Genomic DNA, 17,144 nt, shown 5'->3' with positions numbered 1-17,144 from the left:
GCAGAAGCGCTCCGAGCACGACGTCTATGCCGGTCCCTCGACGCGCTACTGTCCGGCCGGCGTCTATGAATGGGTGGAAAAGGACGGCGAGGCGGCGTTCGTGATCAACGCGCAGAACTGCGTGCACTGCAAGACCTGCGACATCAAGGACCCCAACGGCAACATCACCTGGGTTCCGCCCCAAGGCGGCGAAGGGCCGGTCTACCCGAATATGTAGGGGAAAACGCGGTCCGGACTGTCCGTGTCCGATAACGGGCGTCTGGAGACGGGGTCTCGACCACGCCGAAAACCCTCCGCTCTCCGTCCACGTCCTGTCAGGTCGGCCTGAAGGACGGTGGTGCGGAGAGGGAGGGTTTTTCGTTGGTGGGGTCGATCAATGCACGGTCATCCATTCGCGGGCCGAGCGGAGGGCGATGGCGAGATCTGCCTTCGACATGGTGGCGGCAAGCTCGGCGCGCAGCTCGGCGGCCCGCTCGGAGCCCTTGATGGCGGCGATGTTCAGCCATTTGTGCGCGGCGATCACGTCGACGTCGCAGCCGCGGCCGGTGGCGTACATCAGGCCCATGTTGCAGAAGGCTTCCGCGCGGTTTTCGCCGCCGATCGTGGCATAGGTAAAATTCTGAAGGTCGAAGCGTGCCATTGTCGTTGTCCCTGTTGCGTTGACGTTTCTTCGTGCAGTCCCTGTTTCGACCCCTGGAAGCCCGGCCCTCTGCGGGGCTCTTGATCTTCCGGAGGCTGTCGGCGGAGTGTTTCGTCTCCGCTCGTCTTATGGGTTGGAGTATGCCGCACGGCCTTCAATGGGCGCTTAAAATGCATGATTAATTCGCAGCAAACGAAGTTCAAACGATTGGTAAACTTGGGTTTTTGTTAAACATCCAGCGCCCTGCAATACGGGGCTTTTGCCGCAAATTTTACGCATCTTTTACACGTCGATTTCAACGCTTCGTTCACCACGAAACAGATGGCGCCTTTGCGGGCAGGAAGACGAACAGCACGTCCGAACTTTTCCGGGTGGCCTTTTGACATTCCCTTTACGTTCACGTAACTTTGAGGCGGGCGCTCGGGAGCGTCGTTTGGAGGGAGAGTTCATGAAGATCCTATCGAGACTGTCTGCCGCGGCACTCGGCGCCGCCCTCTTTGCCCTGCCGGCCTTTGCGGCCGAGCCGATCGTCGGCAACTGGAAGACGGCCAATGGCGAGACCGCCGCCATCGAAAGCTGCGGCGGCAGCTTCTGCATCACGGTGAAGACGGGCAAGCATGCGGGGAAAAAGATCGGCACGTTGTCCGGATCGGGCGAAAGCTACACCGGCGAGGTGACGGACCCGAACAACGACAAGACCTATAGCGGCTCTGCTGCCGTGACCGGAAGCCAGCTGAAGCTGAAGGGCTGCGTGTTGAAGGTGCTCTGCAAGAGCCAGACCTGGAGCCGGCTCTAATGCATGTCGCCCGAAACTGTGCAGCGGGTTCGGGAAGCGACATGCATCACAACGAGACCTTGAAACGCGGTGCGTGAACCCTTTTTCAGGCATGGCGCTTTCGGTGTCCGCTGCCTCGAGGCGGGTCATCCGTCGCCCTTTGGGTGTCCAGAACGTCGTCGGTTCCACCAAGCCAGGCAAAACAAGCCACGCAGAACGGGGCAGGCAGAACGGGGCAGGGGTAAGGGGAAGGGATGACGGAGAGGTGCAGGACGGCGGAGCCCCTTCGTAAAGGGCTCCGCCATTTCCGGGCGATTTACTGCGCGCGCTGGCCGAAGAGAATCTTCTGCGCATCCTTGTCTTCCGAAAGATGCTTCTGCCGCTCGCGTTCCTCACGCCCGACATCGAAGCCGGCAATGACGGCCGGGCGGGCGGAAAGCGTTTCGAACCAGCGCTTGAGATGCGGGAAGTCGTTCAGATCCTGTCCGCCGCTTTCATACTGGCGCACCCAGCCGAGGCAGGCCATGTCGGCGATCGAATACTCCCCGGCCAGAAACGCCCGATCGGCGAGACGCCGGTTCATGACGCCGTAGAGGCGGTTGACCTCGTTGGTGTAGCGGTCAATGCCGTAGGCGATCTTTTCGGGCGCGTAATGCCGGAAATGATTGGCCTGCCCGGCCATCGGCCCAAGTCCGCCCATCTGCCAGAACAGCCACTGATCGACGTCGACGCGTGCCCGCTCGTCGCTCGGGTAGAAGCGCCCGGTCTTGCGGCCGAGATATTGCAGGATGGCACCGGACTCGAACACCGAGATCGGCGCGCCGCCCGGACCGTCGGGATCGACGATGGCCGGCATGCGGTTGTTGGGGGCGATCTTCAGGAAATCGGGCGCAAACTGCTCGCCCTTGGAAATGTTCACATATTTGACCGCGTAGGGAAGGCCGAGCTCTTCCAGCATGATCGTGATCTTCCAGCCGTTGGGGGTCGGCCAGTAATAGAGGTCTATCGGTGCGGACATGGGTGTCTCCGGTTTCTCGAACGCATGGGTTCGCGTGAACCTAGCGCAGAAACCGCAGAACGAGAACCGTTCCGACCGAGACCTGCCCACTCATTGCCGACGCGGGGCCGACGCGGGGCCGACGCGGGCGCCTGTCCCGGGCCGGCCATCAGGCTGCGCCCGGCCGTCCGGCGAGGGGCCGAAAACGAGACTCCGTGCAATGCAGCATTCAACCTGAACGGCACATGAACCGACCTCTCAGCTAGAATTCAGGCGGCGTGTGCGAAAAGACGATCATCGAACCCACACCCACCCCAATCGCCTCGAACGGATCGACTGTCATGGATATTCTTGCTCGCCGCCTCACGATCATCAGCGCTCTCATGGTCGTCTTCGCCATGAGCCTGGCAGCCGCCGTCAGCGCCGATACCGAGCGCCGCCGCCAGCACGATTACACCACGACGCTGGCCGACTGCACCGCCCATACCGCGCAGTTCTGCCAGGCAAAGCTCTGACATCGGGCACACCGGTCATCGACCGGACGGGCGGTGCCAAGACACCACCCGTCCTCGCCCATCCCGCATTCCAACCTGACGAAACCGGGCGAGTTCCCGGCCCGTCGATGTTTTCCCGTCCCCAGATGCGGTTTTCCGGGAACGGCGTCCTCGACGACAAATCCGCTTGTGCCGATGCCTCAGGTGCGAGCATCATTGCGAGATGATCGCACGCCCTCTCTCCACCCTTGTCCTCTATGCCTGCGCAGCCCTGTTCGAGATCGCAGGCTGTTTCAGCCTGTGGGCCTGGCTTCGGCTCGATCGGTCCGTGCTCTGGCTCCTTCCCGGCATCGCCAGTCTGATCGCCTTCGCCTGGCTCCTGACCCTCAGCCCGCAGCCGGCGGCCGGTCGGAGCTTTGCCGCCTATGGCGGCATCTACATTGCGGCTTCGGTCCTCTGGATGTGGCTTGCGGAAGGCGTGCGGCCGGATCGGTTCGATCTGGCCGGCGTGCTGTTGGCCCTGGCCGGCACGCTCGTCATTCTCGCGCCGGCCCGAAGCTGAAGACAGGCCGCTGAGAGCGTCAGGAAGCGCGGACGCAGGAATTGCAGCGTCGCGGCGCCACTTGTCGTTTGCTTGTCTTTGGCGGCATCCTATAATGCCGCATGAGCGCACGAATCTCCTCCGTCCCCGTCCTTCCCGTTGCCATGCCCGAGGCCTTCGAGCCGCAGACGTTCGACGATCCCGTCAAGGCTGTCGATGCGCTGACGGCGCTCTATGATCGCAACACGGCGTTCCTGGTGGATGGGTTCACGGCGCTTGGCAAAGGCGTGGCCGTCAGCCGTTTCCGCGCCTGCTACCCGCAGGTCAGCATGGAAACCTCCAGTTTCGGCCATGTCGATTCGCGGCTGTCCTACGGCCATGTCACCGCGCCCGGCGTCTACACGACCACGGTCACGCGCCCAAAGCTCTTCCGTCACTATCTGAAGGAACAGCTGGGTCTCCTCATTCGCAACCACGGCACCGGGGTCACGGTATCGGAATCCCTGACACCGATCCCGCTGCACTTCGCCTTCGGCGAGGGCGCGCATGTCGAGGCATCGCTTGCCGAAAACATCGATGTGCCGCTGCGGGACCTGTTCGACACGCCGGATCTTTCGACCACCGACGACGAAATTGCCAACGGCGCCTATGAGCCCGGACCCGGCGAACCCTTTCCGCTTGCGCCATTCACCGCGCAACGGATCGACTATTCGCTGGCGCGCCTCAGCCACTACACGGCCACCAGCGCAGCCCATTTCCAGAATTTCGTGCTCTTCACCAACTACCAGTTCTATATCGACGAGTTCTGCGCCTGGGCCCGCAAGCAGATGGCCGAGGGCGGCAATGGCTACACGGCTTTCGTGGAGCCGGGCAATATCGTGACACAGGCCGGCGCCGACGCGCCGGACAGCGACCTTACGCTCGCGCGCCTGCCGCAGATGCCGGCCTACCACCTGAAGAAGAAGGGGCATGGCGGCATCACCGTCGTCAATATCGGCGTCGGCCCGTCCAATGCGAAGACGATCACCGACCACATCGCCGTCCTGCGCCCGCATGCCTGGCTGATGCTCGGTCACTGCGCCGGCCTGCGCAACAGCCAGGCGCTCGGGGATTACGTTCTGGCGCACGCCTATGTGCGGGAGGACCACGTGCTGGACGACGACCTGCCGGTCTGGGTTCCGATCCCCGCGCTCGCCGAAGTGCAGATGGCGCTGCAGGAAGCGGTGGCCGAAACCACCGGCTACGAGGGCTACGACCTCAAGCGCATCATGCGGACGGGCACGGTCGCGACCATCGACAACCGCAACTGGGAACTGCGCGACCAGCGCGGTCCGGTCAAGCGTCTCTCGCAGTCGCGCGCCATCGCGCTCGACATGGAGTCCGCCACGATCGCGGCGAACGGTTTCCGTTTCCGCGTGCCCTATGGAACATTGCTGTGCGTGTCCGACAAGCCGCTGCATGGCGAGCTGAAGCTGCCGGGCATGGCCACCGCCTTCTACAAGAACCAGGTCAGCCAGCACCTGCAGATCGGCATCCGCGCCCTGGAAAAGCTTGCCGCAATGCCGCCCGAAAAGCTGCATTCCCGCAAGCTTCGCAGCTTCTTCGAGACGGCGTTCCAGTAAATCTCGACGGATCGTCGCCGGCGGAGCTTGCCCTCGATCAGGCCGTCGCGTCCGGCGGCGGCGTGACGGCTGCCGCCTGCGGCTCGACAGGTCGTCCCACGAGCAGTTTCAGCTCGCCCGCATGGATCCGGATGTCAACATCGCCGCGAAGCGGCAGGAGTTCGCCGTCGATCACGCAGTTGATCTTGTGCCTGCGGGCGTGCGGGAAATAGAGCTCGACCTGTTTGACGCTCATCTCGGTGATGAGCGTGCTCTCGCGAAACTTGCCCCTGAGAATATCGAACACGAGCCGGCCGACGCCCGGCGGGGTGAGGGGCGGCGCCGTGTAGAAGCCGAGATGGCCGCCCGTCAGGTCGTCCGCATACATCAGTGCGTTGGCGCCGAAGTGGTTGTTGGACACCGACAGGGCGGAAACCTTTCGGCGCTCGGTGACGCCATCCGCCCGAAACTCGATGCGGAACTGCGGCGGGTTGAACACCACGCCGATGGCGGCACGCGTGCTGGCCGAAATCTTGCCGAGGCGGGAGGCGAAGCTGTAGGACTCGCGGTAGCGGACCATGCGCGCATGCAGACCCATGGAAAACTGGTGCACGAAGGCCCGGCCGTTGGCGCTGCCGATGTCGCCGTCGATCACCTCGCCGGTCGCGAGCACGTCGAGAACCTTCCAGATGTCGAGGGGCAGCTTCAGCGAGCGCGCAAAGAGGTTCATGGTCCCGGCCGGCACGACGCCGAGCGGCAGCCCGCTTTTCCAGGCGACACCGGCGGCGGCCGAGATCGTGCCATCGCCACCGCCGGCGATCATCGCATCGAGATCGTCCCGGTTGGCGGCTTTCTTGAGTTCCGCTTCCATGTCGTCGCCCGACACCACGGCAATCTCGATGTCGTGTCCGGCCGAGCGGAAGGCCGAATCCATGGCCTGGGAATAGGCCTTCATGTCGGTGGTGCGAAAGGTGCCGCCGTCGCTGTTCAGTATCGCTTTGAGCTTCATGCGGATCCCGGCTGTGTCTGAGCTACGGCATGGGCAGACCGGGCATGCCCCGGTCGGTCCCTGCCGCCGGATCGTATATGCGGCGTTCGTCACGGGCTTCAAGATGACCGCCGTGCGGCACGCGCAGCTTATTTCGTCTTCGCGCAGACAGGCGAAGGTTTTCCCTGGGCCCACTTGGCCCTTCTTCTCGTCAGACGACGTGCGGTCGCCTCACGCCGCCGCCTGGAGAACCACCACCTGGTCGCCCGCCTTCACGCGATCATAGAGATCGATGACATCGTGATTGAGCATGCGGACGCAGCCGCTCGACATCGCCTGCCCGATCGATCGGGGCTGGTTCGTTCCGTGAATGCGGAAGCGCGTGTCGTTGCCGCCGCGGTAGAGGTAGATGGCGCGGGCGCCGAGCGGATTGTTCGGGCCGCCCGGCAGGCCACCGGCATACTTAAGATTTCGCTCGGGATCGCGACGGATCATGTTGGGCGTCGGCGTCCAGGTGGGCCATTCCGCCTTGCGGCCGATATAGGCATTGCCGGAGAGCGCATAGCCTTCTCGCCCGACGCCGATGCCGTAGCGCATGGCCCGACCCCCGCCAAGCACGCAATAGAGCCGCCGCGCCGGGGTATCGACGACGATGGTCCCGGCGGCGTAGCCGGTTGTGTAGGCCACGTCCTGCCGACGCAGATCCGGCTCGATCTGGTCCAGGGGCACTGCGGGCAGGGGAAACCGCTCGTCCGGCAAGGCCGCATAATTCAGCCGGGCAATCGAGCCGGTGTCGGCACAACCGGCAAGAAGAGCGGAAAAGCCGAGCAGCAGGCCGCGGCGGGAGATGGACATGGACGAGCCCCGATCAGGTGATTCTGGTCCCTCCAACGTGCTGGAAACATGGTTAACGCCTGGTAAATATCCTGCATTGGCGCGGTCAGCCGCAGCGTCGTGCCGGTCCATCTGGCCGTACTGCGCATCCGTAACGCCCTGTCATGGTTTGTGACATCCCGGTCACAGGCGGGTCGGATCGTTTCGCCGCGTCGCGCGTTATAACGGGCCAAACGCATTTCCGCCCTATCTCGGGTCGATGTCCGTATCTCGTTCTGACAGGAGAAAATCATGAACAAATCCCTCGCCAGCATCGTCTGCGCTGCAGCCATGGCATCCGGCACCCTCCCGATCATGGCCGCCGACCTCGCCCCCGCACAGTCCTATTCCGACTCCGGCGCCCGCAACGGCGTGAAGATCGGCTATCTCGATTGCACCATTGCCGGGGGTGCCGGCTATGTTCTCGGCTCGTCGAAGGAGGTCAATTGCGCCTTCAAGTCGACCATCGACGGCGAACCCGTGGACGATTACTCCGGCGCCATGCGCAAGCTCGGCATCGACCTCGGCTTCACCACCGAAGGCCGCCTGATCTGGGCCGTCCTCGCACCGACCGCCGGCTATCACCACGGCTCGCTGGCCGGTCTCTACCAGGGGGCGTCCGCGGAAGCCACGGTCGGTCTCGGCGTCGGCGCCAATGTTCTGACCGGCGGCACGTCGGGTTCGATCCACCTGCAGCTCCTGAGCCTTCAGGGTCAGGTCGGCCTGAACATCGCCGCAACGGGCACGTCGATGACGTTGACCTCGGTTAACTGATCGCCTGAGAAACGGTAAACGAAAAAAGCGCGTGGCCTAGGCCACGCGCTTTTTTCATGCCTTGAGGTCGGGCGACGGCGAGGCGTCGACCGACGCCTTACGCGCGGCGGAGCCGGTCGAGAACGCGGGGAAGCGCCTGTGCGAGCGCATTCATTTCGGCCTCCGGACCCGCACTGACACGGATGCAACGATTGAGCGGCGCGGCGCCCGGCATGCGGATGAAGACGCCGGCCTCATCCATCAATCCATCCACGATGGCCCGCGCAAAGGCCGCATCGCGGCCGCAGTCGATCGCGACGAAGTTCGTCGCCGAGGGCAGCGCCTTCAGGCCGGCCGTCTCGGCAATGCGGGCGATGGTCGCGCGCGCGGCGGCGATCCGTTCAATCACGGTCTGCAGATAGGCCTGATCCCTGAGGGCGGCCTGCGCCGCTGCCGTCCCGATGCGGTTCATCCCGAAATGATTGCGGATCTTGTCGAAGGCGGCGGCCGTGCCCGGCGTGGAGATGGCATAGCCGACGCGCGCGCCGGCAAGGCCATAGGCTTTCGAGAACGTCCGCGTCCGGATGATGTTCGGCCGGTCGATAAGGGCCGAGAGCGCAGGCAGCGTGCCGTCCGGTGCCGTCTCGCCATAGGCTTCGTCGAGCACGAGCAACGTCGTTTCCGGCAGCGCGCGCGCGAAATCCAGCACGCTGTCGGCATCCCACCAGCTGCCCATCGGATTGTCGGGATTGGCGAGGTAGACGAGCGGCGCATCCTCGCGGCGCACGGCCTCGAGCAAGCCTGCGAGGTTTTCCCGATCGTCGCCATCATAGGGCACGGTCACCAGTCGCCCGCCATGGCCGGCGACATGGAAGTTGAAGGTGGGGTAGCCGCCGAGCGAGGTAACCACGGGCATGCCGGGCTCGATCACCAGGCGCACGATCTGGCCGAGGAGCCCGTCGATGCCTTCGCCGATGGCCAGATGGTCGGCGCCCACGCCGAGATGCCGGGCGAGCGCCTGCTTCAGGTCGAAATTTTCCGGATCATTGTATTTCCAGACGTCCGAAAGTGCGGCTGTCATGGCGGCCACTGCGACCGGGGAGGGGCCAAAGCCGCTTTCGTTCGCCCCGATTCGTGCCGTCAGCCGGGCATGGCGCTGCCGCTCGATGGCTTCCGGCCCGACGAAGGGCACGGTTGCGGGAAGGGAGCGGGCAAGCGGCGTGAAGCGGGCAAAAGCTGACATGTCGGGGTCCGATGGTGACGACGGTTCGCCACCCTAGCGTCTGCCGGGGAAAGCAGGCAACCGCTTTCCCCGATGCACCGACGAAGCGCAAAGGAATACAAGGCCATCGACGCGGCGCCGACGTGCCGCCGCACGCGCCTCAGACCGAGGCGTCGCCGAGCCAGCGAACGGCCATCAGGCCGCAGGCAGCGCCAAGGGCAGTGAGGAAGGTGCCCCAGATCATGTCCACCATGCTGAGGAGGGCCGGCCAGTTCCGCAGGGTGGAAAGGTTGGTGATATCGTAGGTGCCGTACGCGGCGAGCCCGAGCACCGCGCCATAGCCGATCGCCGTCAGCAGCGAACCTGCCCGGAGCCCCGGAAGGACGGCGAGGATGACGATGGCGGCGGCGAAGAACAGGTAGAACACCGCCGCGACGGCGAGGTTCGGCTGCGGCGACATGAGGTCGCCCAGCTGGTCGCGATAAAAGGTCCGCGCCACTACGCCCAGCCAAACGGCGTCGACGACGAGGAAGGAGAGGAGGGTACCGGCATAGGCAATCAGATAGGTCTTCATCGTCGCGCTCCTGTTTGACACGTCTACGGAGGCGAACCGCAACCGGATTACCGCGCGTCGTGTCGGGAAGAGCGCTTAACGCGTGGCAATGCCGTTGTGGGCGAAATCCATGCGGATCAACTGGCGGATGAACTCCGGCGTCAACTGCATGTTGAAGCGGACGCCGAGCTCCGAGCCGATCCGGTGCACCACCGTGCTGCCGATCTCTTCGGGAAAGCCGATGATTTCCACGAAGAAATGCTGCGGCAAGGAGACGGCCGGATTGAAATCGATCATGGCGCCACCGATCGAGATATGCCGCAGGAGCCCGTTATATTTCGTCTTGGGCTTCAGATGCTGGCCGACCACGAGAATGCGGCAGGGACGCTCGACGAAAAAGTGCTTGTAGGTTGCACTTGTCTGCCCCGGACGGGCCTCCGCCCTGTGCATGATCATGGACATGGGATTGCTCCGGTAAAGGGTCGCTCGGTCGTTCCCGATCTCTAGGCTTTCAGCCTTGTTTCAACCTTGTCACCCCCGGACGTCAAGCGGGGACGTCAGGCCGGCATGAAGCGGGCGCATCAATCCGCCCCGATCGTCCTGTCCGCCGACGCAACCCGGCATCCGCGCCGCCGTTTTGGAAGATCGTCGCGGCAAAGACCAAATAGCCCTTGATCCCCACGTGGATTGATCCTATCAGGGGCCTCGACGGAGAGGTGGCCGAGTGGTCGAAGGCGCTCCCCTGCTAAGGGAGTATACCCGGAAGGGTATCGTGGGTTCGAATCCCATCTTCTCCGCCATTTTTCTCCCTGATTCATACGTTTTCCTCTTTGAATGTCTCCGTTTGGGCGTTTGCATCCCGGCCTCATATTCTGATTGCCTCCGACAGAGGTGGGGAAGGACGCTGGAGGCTGCGGTCAGACGTGCGTCCGTCTGTTCCGGGGTGCCGATGACCAATGTTGCGACGAAGAGCGCCGCTTTGCCCCGTCACGTCCCGTTGATGTGGGCGACGAGCCCGCAACCATGTGCCGGAACTCCATGATGAGCGCTAGCCGTTTCCTTCGCAATGCCAGCGCGACCTTGCGAATCAACATCGGCCATACGCCGCTTGGAAGGGCAGCTACGGCCGCCGTCGTGCAGACGGCAATCGATGACGGGCTGGCGAAGTCCTACGGCTATTTCGGCCTGGGCGCGGTCGAGGACGGGGTCACGTCCTCTCAGTTCTCCCGGCTTCTCGATGCCCTGCAGTCCGGTTTCGTGGTCGACCTCGAGGGGCTGACGTTCAACTTCGACGGCGACCTCCGGCCATCGACCGGCTCGTTCAAGGGCCTCATGAACGGCAGGCTGAAGCTGGGCACACCCGGCGCGGTTCACAGAGCGCTTTTCCTGCGCGACCAAGCCGGCTTCGTCCTGCGCAAGATCGAGGTCATCGGGACCGGTGTCTATACGTCGGGCGATATTGAAAACCACGGCCTGATCTGGATCGACGGTTCGTCGGATTTCGATGTTGTGGAGGCAAAGGCGTCGAAGGGTGGGCCGGGGAACGGTATCGCTGTCCTGAGTTGTGACGCATTTTCGATCCGCTCGCCGCAGGTGCGTGATCTGAACTACGATCTGCCGGTCGCAACGGATGATGTCATCAACGGCATTCGCGTGAACAATTGCAAGCAGTTTAGCGTGACCGACCCGCGCGTGATGGATTTTACCGGGAAGATTGCCGGGTCAGCGAGCAAGCGTTTTACGCGTGGTCTGGCGCTGGCTGGAAACTCCCGGTTTACCGTCATCGGCGGTATGAACAGGAACGTGGATCAGGGCATCGACCTGACAGGGAGCGTCGGGAACCGACATTTCGTCATTGGGAATCATGTTTCCTACCAGAACGATACTTGGGGGTTCAAATGCGCGAACACCGCGCAAGAGGGGTCGATCCTGGGGTGTACATCGATATTGGCCGGTGGAGCCGGATTTGTGATTTCACCGGCAAGCGAGCCTTCCATCGCCGCAGCCAACGAGACCCAGAACCTGCGCATTTCTGATTGCCGGGCGATCAATCCTGGCGGGTCGCCGGCCTTCGGCAACTGGGCCGGTCTTGCCATCATTGCAGGACACAACAAGCCTGACTATCCACAAGGCATTCGGGTCGATCACTTCACCGCCATCGACGATCGTGGTGCCGGGGCATTGATGCGCTACGGAGCCGTCAACGAAATCCCGCACCCGGGCGTCGTCGGCTTCCGCCGAAACACGATCTCCGGTCTAGAGAGCCAGGGGCACACCATCGCTCCGCAGCAGGGGTTTCACGAGCTCTCCGTGCGTGCCATCGGCGAAGACGTCGCGTCCATCGCCGACAGCACGTGGACGTCTGTCGACTACAGTGCTCCGGACATCGAAGACAGCTCCGCCATGCACAACCCGGCGTCGAACGCGGATACGGTCTTCATCTGGGAAGACGGGGTCTATTCCATCGCAGGGAACGTCGTCTTCGCTCCTGACCCGAAGGGCATGCGGGGAGCGCGTCTTCAAGCCTCAGGCGAGGTTATGGCCGGATCGACCGAGCTCATCGCCGCGATTGCAACCGCAGGCACGGAAACCTCCGTGCAGACGAGCGCCACAATTCGTCTTTCGGCGGGCCGGTACATCAAGCTCGAGTGCTTCCAAAACCGGGGATCGGCTTTGAACATCCATCGTGCCGCGTCGAGGCTTGCGGTACGAAAAATCGCGGACTGAATGCCGTCGGACGTTGACGACGGCGTGACCGTGCCCCCGACGACGCCCCCTGCTGCCTATCCAAGCCTTTTTCCGGCGTCTCCATCTCTCATCTGACGGAAAGTTTATCGGGGGAGCGATGGCTTCGGCGGGCGGCATCCCCATCTCCACGGGAGTTCGACAGCCTTTTCGTCCCTGGTGGCGGGGGCAGCAAGCCACGAAGGAGACTTTCATGAGCACCGCGCTCGGGCCCTATGTGCAGATGGTCAAGCTCGCCCAGCATATGGCGTCGGCCTATCAGGCGGACGGGAACCTCGATCTGGAGCCGCTGGTGTCGCATTATGTCGAGGAGGTCGAGGTCAATGTGCGTTCGGACGCCTTCGATCATCAGGGGTTCATCGACAGGATCCGCGACGCGTTGTCGGTCGAATCGCTGCAGGCGGGCGATTGCCGGCGCGGCACCTATCTGCGGGCGGTCGTTCGCGAGCTCGATGCCTGCGCGGCCGCGTCCGACGGGCCGTTCCGATAAGGATGGGCCCGGTCTCGGCCGAAGGGTGCGCACGCGTGGCGCGGGAAGCAGGCGCTCAAACCGCTTGAAGGACGGATCGTGCGGGGCGCGACATCGCGGATCACGCCCCGGGGCCGGGCGGAGAAGCACGCGCCGCGGACGCCCCCCGCAATTTCCCCGGTGTCGTGAGCTTTCCCAGCGACGGGCGGCATATGAGGTGCTAACGTCGGCTAATGGTTCTCTTCTCGGTTCACCACAAGACGTCCTATCGTTACAAGCGGCCGGTGGGCTTTGGCGAACACCGGCTGATGTTCCGCCCGCGCGACAGTTTCGACCAGAGGCTGCTCGAGGCCTCGCTGCATGTCTCGCCCGAACCGAGCTATGTCCGCTGGATCCACGATGTGTTCGGCAATTGCGTGGCGCTGGTGGGTTTTGAAAAGCCGGCGCGCGAACTGACCTTCGAGACGCTGATCCGGCTGGAACACACGCCGCATGTGCCGATCGATTTCGAGATCGACGAGGAGGCACGCACCTATCCGTTCGCCTATGATCCCGAAGAGGCATTCGATCTCGAGCAGACGATGAAGCGGCATTGTCCGGATCCGGAGGATCAGGTGGGCAAATGGGCGCGCCAGTTCGTGCGTGTCGGCCGGCCGACGGAAACCGGGCATCTCCTGATGACGCTCTGCTACGCGATCCGCGAAGGCTTCGTCTATGCGCGACGGCAGGAACATGGCACGCAGCAGCCTCTGGAGACCTTGCGCCTGCGCAAGGGGACATGCCGCGATTTCGCGCTTCTGATGATGGAGGCCGCCCGCTCGCTGGGTCTCGCGGCCCGTTTCGTCACGGGCTACATCTATGTGCCGAGCCGCGACGGGCAGGTGACGCTCGGCGGCGGATCGACCCATGCCTGGTGCCAGGTCTATCTGCCGGGGGCAGGGTGGGTGGAGTTCGATCCGACCAACGGGATCGTCGGCAACCGGGACCTGATCCGCGTCGGCGTCGCGCGCACGCCGCGACAGGCAGTGCCGCTGTCAGGAAGCTACGACGGCAAGAAGGGCGATTTCGACAGCATGACCGTGCAGGTCAACGTCATCAGCGAGGCCCTGCACCCGGCCGTGGCGCAGCCCGCAAATGTCAACGCGCATCCCGAAGGTTCGAAACCCGAAGCGCTCGACAGGCCGGAGCCCGCGCAATCATCCGCATCGCACGCTTTCTCCCGCCCCGCATGACCCTCCCGTCACTCCACACCGAAGGATAGAGCATTTGAAGATCAAAGCCGGGTTCCACATCAGCTATGAATGCCAACACGACACCGCCATGCTGCTGGTGCTCAACATTCATCCTTCCAGGCGCGTGGACCTGCTGACGGATCAGGTTCTGCAGTTCGACCGGCCGATCGAGGCCTGGGAATATGTCGATGGCTTCGGCAACAGCTGCAGCCGGATCGTCGCCCCGGCCGGGATCACGACGCTCTCCACCACGTTCGAGATCTATGACAGCGGCCAGCCGGACCTCATCCCGCATGACGCCGTGCAGCACTCCATCAAGGATCTGCCCGACGACGTGCTCGTCTTCCTGCTCGGCAGCCGGTATTGCGACACCGATCGTCTCTCGAACTTCGCATGGCAGACGTTTTCCCACACGCCGCCCGGCTGGCCGCGCGTGGCGGCGATCCTCGACTTCGTCCACAACCACATCCGCTTCGACTATATGAAGGCCGATTCGACGCGATCGGCCTTTGGCGGCTTTACGGAGCAGGTCGGCGTGTGCCGCGATTTCGCGCATCTGGCGATCACGCTCTGCCGGGCGATGAACATTCCCGCGCGCTATTGCACCGGCTATCTCGGGGATATCGGCGTGCCGATCGATGTCAATCCGATGGATTTCAGCGCCTGGTTCGAGGTCTATCTCGGCGGCCACTGGCACACCGCCGACGCCCGGCACAACAAGCCGCGGATCGGCCGCATTCTCATGGCGACCGGCCGCGATGCGACGGACGTCGCCTTGTCCACCGCGTTCGGCCCGGCGACCCTCGTTCGCTTCGACGTGGTGACGGACGAGATCGTGCAGGACGGCAGCCAATAGGCCGCGCGGCGGATAGTTGGGCAGGCCGCGGCCTTCCTATTTCTTTGAAGCGCGTTGCGTGAAAAAGGGTTCACGCAACGCGGTTTGATGCATGTCATCTCCCGAAACCGCTGCACATTTTCGGGCGACACGCATTAGCACGGCGGCCCGGAGGGCGCCTGTTGCGGCATGCGCCTGGCTTTGGCGGCGGCTGCAGAGGTCCTGTTGGCGCGCTCCAGCACCGGCACGCAAAGATCGAGATCGTGCGAGGCGAGGTGCGCATAGCGCATCGTCATCTGCAGCGTCTGGTGACCGAGCCACATCTGGACCCGGCGGATATCGATGCCACCGCGCACGAGCCGCGACGCGCAGGTATGCCGCAGCACATGCGGCACGAGATCGGGATCATCGAGAAAACCGGCGTCCAGCTTGGCAAGCTTCCACACCGTGCGGAACTGCTGCTGATCGATGCCGGAGAACGGCCCGAGACCGCGCGACGTGGCATGACCGACGGCCTTGCGGGCACGCGTGGTCAGGGGAACGGAGCGGCTGCGGCCGGATTTGGTGATCCAGAAGGTGGCCATGGAGCCCTGCAGGTCGTTCCAGCGGAGACCGAGCGCTTCGCCGAGCCGCGCGCCGCTGTCCACCAGGAAGATGCAGAGCCGCCGATAGAGGTCGTTGCGCGCGCCGATCGCGGCAAAGAGGCGCGCCTCCTCGTCATGCTCCAGGAAGCGGACGCGGCCGGCGCGCTCCTTCTGGCGGGTGAAGTCGGGCAGGACGGAGATGTCGCCCATCTTGTGTGCCTTGCGCAGGAGCTTGCTCAGCGCCGACATTTTACGGTTGATCGTGGCATTGCTGTTGCCGCGCTTGCGCAGCGCATTCACCAGGCGGTCGAGCATGTCCTGGGAGAAGCCGCCAAACTCTTTGTCCGCCATCATGTCGTAGAGGTCGTGGATGAAGGCGACGACATTGGCCTTGTGCTTGCCGCCCTCCCACAGCGTGTCGCCATAGCGATCGAGAAGCGTGACCAGGGTATGCGTGGCCGGCGGCTCGAAATCGCGTCCCGTCCGCAGGGTGTAGGACAGGCCGGAAAACGAACCGGCGCCATAGGTGTCCGCCGGAAAGGACTTGCCGCTGATATCCATGTATGCCGTCTCCAATGATGCGCCGGAAGGCGGCGCCGATGCAGGTCTTGTCGGCGCGGCCCAAACAGCCGCGCAGAACGGTGGACGCAGGTCCGCATTCTCGGCACCGCAGGTCGATGCAGAGGGTGTGAACAGAGAAGCGCGATGGCTTCGAGGTCTCGAGAGCCGGACCAAGGCGAAACGCCCCGATCCCCGTGTATGGTATATGCCTTATACAGAGCATACTTATTTTCAAAATTCCAAAACCACAAGGCCCGCAGTTCGCGAGAACTGCAGGCTTTATGATTTTGGTGTCAGACCTTCAGATCGAAGGTCTGACGACGTTGCGGTAGCGGGACTTAGAAGTCGCGCTGCAGACGAAGGAAGCCGGTCCAGTTGTCGTCGTCGACGCCAGCGGGGGTCTTGTCATAATCAACCTTGGTGTAGTTGACCGTCGCCAGGGTCTTCAGGCCATCGGTGATCAGGTATTCTGCGGTCAGGCCGGCCGTCCAGGCATCGTCGTTGCTGAAGCCAACAGCCGTTCCGCCGAATGCCTTCTGGTCGACGTTTCCATAGTACTGAACGCCGGGAGTGATCTTCAGCTTTTCAGATGCCTTGAGGGCATAGGCGGCTGCGACAGACCACTCAGACTTTGACCAATACGCGCTGGGATCCGTTGCGTAGACGCCTGCGATCTCGAGCGAGCCCGGACCGACTTCCGCCGTTACCACACCCTTGAAAGCGGCTTCGTCGACATCAAAGTCGTAAGACCCGATGACGAGTGCCTTGACACCGCCGACGGTGCCGAGCAGCAGAGCGGATGTGCCGAGATCGTTGTTGCTGGAACGGTTCTGGGCAGGCTGCTTGCGAAGATCTTCGATCGCAACACCGGCGGAGAACGCGCCGCCGTCATAGGTGTAGCGTGCAGAGTTGACAAGATTGCCGCCCAGGCTACCTGTCTCGCCGGCAATGCCGTACTGGTCCCACCAGTTGTAGAAGTAGCCGACGTCGAAGCCTGCGAGATTGATCCAGGCGCCATCGAGAGCCACGCCGCCGAGACCGCGCGTGCCGTCGGTCTTGCCGTACTGCTTGTCCGTATCGGCCTGAAGGTTGATGTAGGCGGTCAGCGCGCCCAGATCGGTGTCGCTCTTGGCGGCGAACGTCAGGTAGCCCTGGGTGTAGGACTGCCAGTTGCTCGCGTTGCCGTCGGCGAAGTTGACCTGCGTACGAACACGGCCACCGATCTTGAGGCAGGTTTCCGTGCCGGGGATGTAGAAGTAGCCCGCGCCGAAAGCGTCGCAG

Annotated in this window: 18 protein-coding genes, 1 tRNA gene and 1 pseudogene; 11 read left to right on the top strand and 9 right to left on the bottom strand. The window is 63.5% G+C overall.

Annotated features, from left to right (window positions below; genetic code table 11):
* Positions 1–217 (top strand): 4Fe-4S dicluster domain-containing protein (locus ASG03_RS22035; protein WP_244475265.1); only part of this gene is annotated, 217 nt, incomplete at its 5' end.
* Between the two features lie 156 nt (positions 218–373).
* Here the strand turns inward: ASG03_RS22035 and ASG03_RS14300 are convergent.
* Positions 374–640, bottom strand: coding sequence for an SEL1-like repeat protein (locus ASG03_RS14300; RefSeq protein WP_062469189.1), 267 nt, complete (start codon positions 638–640; stop codon positions 374–376).
* A 448-nt stretch (positions 641–1,088) separates the two neighbouring features.
* Here ASG03_RS14300 and ASG03_RS14295 point away from each other — a divergent pair, with 448 nt between their 5' ends.
* Positions 1,089–1,436 carry a DUF2147 domain-containing protein gene (locus ASG03_RS14295; protein WP_062469186.1) on the top strand — a complete coding sequence of 116 codons (348 nt, stop codon included), beginning with the start codon at positions 1,089–1,091 and terminating at the stop codon, positions 1,434–1,436.
* Between the two features lie 295 nt (positions 1,437–1,731).
* On the opposite strand, the gene ASG03_RS14290 is transcribed toward ASG03_RS14295, so the two are convergent.
* Positions 1,732–2,433, bottom strand: a complete 702-nt coding sequence (locus ASG03_RS14290) for a glutathione S-transferase N-terminal domain-containing protein (RefSeq protein ID WP_062469182.1) — start codon at positions 2,431–2,433, stop codon at positions 1,732–1,734.
* 320 nt (positions 2,434–2,753) lie between these two features.
* Here ASG03_RS14290 and ASG03_RS21825 point away from each other — a divergent pair, with 320 nt between their 5' ends.
* The 3 genes from ASG03_RS21825 (at position 2,754) to ASG03_RS14275 (ending at position 5,069) form a co-directional block, all read left to right on the top strand.
* Positions 2,754–2,927, top strand: coding sequence for a hypothetical protein (locus ASG03_RS21825; protein WP_092932804.1), 174 nt, complete (start codon positions 2,754–2,756; stop codon positions 2,925–2,927).
* A 202-nt stretch (positions 2,928–3,129) separates the two neighbouring features.
* Positions 3,130–3,468: a YnfA family protein gene (locus tag ASG03_RS14280; RefSeq protein ID WP_062694078.1), complete on the top strand. Its 339-nt coding sequence runs from the start codon at positions 3,130–3,132 to the stop codon at positions 3,466–3,468.
* Positions 3,469–3,569: 101 nt separating this feature from the next.
* A complete protein-coding gene (locus tag ASG03_RS14275; protein WP_062694077.1) occupies positions 3,570–5,069 on the top strand; it encodes an AMP nucleosidase in 1,500 nt (499 codons plus the stop codon).
* Between the two features lie 37 nt (positions 5,070–5,106).
* Here ASG03_RS14275 and ASG03_RS14270 read toward each other — a convergent pair whose 3' ends face one another.
* On the bottom strand, positions 5,107–6,057 hold the full coding sequence (locus ASG03_RS14270) for a diacylglycerol/lipid kinase family protein (protein ID WP_062469166.1): 951 nt from the start codon (positions 6,055–6,057) through the stop codon (positions 5,107–5,109).
* A gap of 210 nt (positions 6,058–6,267) precedes the next feature.
* Entirely contained in the window at positions 6,268–6,891 is a 624-nt protein-coding gene (locus tag ASG03_RS14265) for a L,D-transpeptidase (RefSeq protein ID WP_062694076.1), read from the bottom strand.
* Between the two features lie 270 nt (positions 6,892–7,161).
* On the opposite strand from ASG03_RS14265, the gene ASG03_RS14260 reads away from it, so the two are divergent.
* Positions 7,162–7,683: a DUF992 domain-containing protein gene (locus ASG03_RS14260; protein WP_062469160.1), complete on the top strand. Its 522-nt coding sequence runs from the start codon at positions 7,162–7,164 to the stop codon at positions 7,681–7,683.
* A gap of 97 nt (positions 7,684–7,780) precedes the next feature.
* Here ASG03_RS14260 and ASG03_RS14255 read toward each other — a convergent pair whose 3' ends face one another.
* The 3 genes from ASG03_RS14255 to ASG03_RS14245 all read right to left on the bottom strand — a co-directional run bounded on the left by ASG03_RS14255 (position 7,781) and on the right by ASG03_RS14245 (position 9,899).
* Positions 7,781–8,905 carry a pyridoxal phosphate-dependent aminotransferase gene (locus ASG03_RS14255; protein WP_062469157.1) on the bottom strand — a complete coding sequence of 375 codons (1,125 nt, stop codon included), beginning with the start codon at positions 8,903–8,905 and terminating at the stop codon, positions 7,781–7,783.
* A gap of 139 nt (positions 8,906–9,044) precedes the next feature.
* The gene (locus ASG03_RS14250) at positions 9,045–9,458 is read right to left on the bottom strand and encodes a DUF2177 family protein (protein WP_062469156.1); all 414 of its coding nucleotides are present in this window, start codon (positions 9,456–9,458) and stop codon (positions 9,045–9,047) included.
* A 75-nt stretch (positions 9,459–9,533) separates the two neighbouring features.
* On the bottom strand, positions 9,534–9,899 hold the full coding sequence (locus ASG03_RS14245) for a PilZ domain-containing protein (RefSeq protein ID WP_062469155.1): 366 nt from the start codon (positions 9,897–9,899) through the stop codon (positions 9,534–9,536).
* A 248-nt stretch (positions 9,900–10,147) separates the two neighbouring features.
* Here ASG03_RS14245 and ASG03_RS14240 point away from each other — a divergent pair.
* The 5 genes and pseudogenes from ASG03_RS14240 (at position 10,148) to ASG03_RS14220 (ending at position 14,739) form a co-directional block, all read left to right on the top strand.
* Positions 10,148–10,237, top strand: a tRNA-Ser gene (locus ASG03_RS14240).
* A 457-nt stretch (positions 10,238–10,694) separates the two neighbouring features.
* Positions 10,695–12,164: a hypothetical protein gene (locus ASG03_RS14235; protein WP_162241393.1), complete on the top strand. Its 1,470-nt coding sequence runs from the start codon at positions 10,695–10,697 to the stop codon at positions 12,162–12,164.
* Between the two features lie 211 nt (positions 12,165–12,375).
* Positions 12,376–12,672, top strand: coding sequence for a hypothetical protein (locus ASG03_RS14230; RefSeq protein WP_062469152.1), 297 nt, complete (start codon positions 12,376–12,378; stop codon positions 12,670–12,672).
* Between the two features lie 212 nt (positions 12,673–12,884).
* A pseudogene (locus tag ASG03_RS14225) lies at positions 12,885–13,745 on the top strand (transglutaminase family protein); the annotation flags it as partial.
* A gap of 172 nt (positions 13,746–13,917) precedes the next feature.
* Entirely contained in the window at positions 13,918–14,739 is an 822-nt protein-coding gene (locus ASG03_RS14220) for a transglutaminase-like domain-containing protein (RefSeq protein ID WP_062469149.1), read from the top strand.
* 134 nt (positions 14,740–14,873) lie between these two features.
* On the opposite strand, the gene ASG03_RS14215 is transcribed toward ASG03_RS14220, so the two are convergent.
* Both ASG03_RS14215 and ASG03_RS14210 read right to left on the bottom strand, forming a co-directional pair.
* Positions 14,874–15,863: a tyrosine-type recombinase/integrase gene (locus ASG03_RS14215; RefSeq protein WP_062694075.1), complete on the bottom strand. Its 990-nt coding sequence runs from the start codon at positions 15,861–15,863 to the stop codon at positions 14,874–14,876.
* Between the two features lie 338 nt (positions 15,864–16,201).
* A partial coding sequence (locus ASG03_RS14210) for a porin (protein ID WP_244475264.1) occupies positions 16,202–17,144 on the bottom strand: 943 nt, incomplete at its 5' end.

It is taken from the genome of Rhizobium sp. Leaf341, from assembly GCF_001424325.1.
Classification (GTDB): domain Bacteria; phylum Pseudomonadota; class Alphaproteobacteria; order Rhizobiales; family Rhizobiaceae; genus Ferranicluibacter.
The sequence above is the reverse complement of the archived record's forward strand: the minus strand, read 5'-3'. Positions and strand labels throughout refer to the sequence as shown.

Bases quoted from the DNA above. Each gene is read 5' to 3' on its own strand.
- ASG03_RS14270 (WP_062469166.1), bottom strand. From the start codon at position 6,057: ATGAAGCTCAAAGCGATACTGAACAGCGACGGCGGCACCTTTCGCACC.
- ASG03_RS14245 (WP_062469155.1), bottom strand. From the start codon at position 9,899: ATGTCCATGATCATGCACAGGGCGGAGGCCCGTCCGGGGCAGACAAGT.
- ASG03_RS21825 (WP_092932804.1), top strand. From the start codon at position 2,754: ATGGATATTCTTGCTCGCCGCCTCACGATCATCAGCGCTCTCATGGTC.
- ASG03_RS14300 (WP_062469189.1), bottom strand. From the start codon at position 640: ATGGCACGCTTCGACCTTCAGAATTTTACCTATGCCACGATCGGCGGC.
- ASG03_RS14275 (WP_062694077.1), top strand. From the start codon at position 3,570: ATGAGCGCACGAATCTCCTCCGTCCCCGTCCTTCCCGTTGCCATGCCC.
- ASG03_RS14255 (WP_062469157.1), bottom strand. From the start codon at position 8,905: ATGTCAGCTTTTGCCCGCTTCACGCCGCTTGCCCGCTCCCTTCCCGCA.
- ASG03_RS14260 (WP_062469160.1), top strand. From the start codon at position 7,162: ATGAACAAATCCCTCGCCAGCATCGTCTGCGCTGCAGCCATGGCATCC.
- ASG03_RS14290 (WP_062469182.1), bottom strand. From the start codon at position 2,433: ATGTCCGCACCGATAGACCTCTATTACTGGCCGACCCCCAACGGCTGG.
- ASG03_RS14280 (WP_062694078.1), top strand. From the start codon at position 3,130: ATGATCGCACGCCCTCTCTCCACCCTTGTCCTCTATGCCTGCGCAGCC.
- ASG03_RS14215 (WP_062694075.1), bottom strand. From the start codon at position 15,863: ATGGATATCAGCGGCAAGTCCTTTCCGGCGGACACCTATGGCGCCGGT.
- ASG03_RS14295 (WP_062469186.1), top strand. From the start codon at position 1,089: ATGAAGATCCTATCGAGACTGTCTGCCGCGGCACTCGGCGCCGCCCTC.
- ASG03_RS14230 (WP_062469152.1), top strand. From the start codon at position 12,376: ATGAGCACCGCGCTCGGGCCCTATGTGCAGATGGTCAAGCTCGCCCAG.
- ASG03_RS14250 (WP_062469156.1), bottom strand. From the start codon at position 9,458: ATGAAGACCTATCTGATTGCCTATGCCGGTACCCTCCTCTCCTTCCTC.
- ASG03_RS14265 (WP_062694076.1), bottom strand. From the start codon at position 6,891: ATGTCCATCTCCCGCCGCGGCCTGCTGCTCGGCTTTTCCGCTCTTCTT.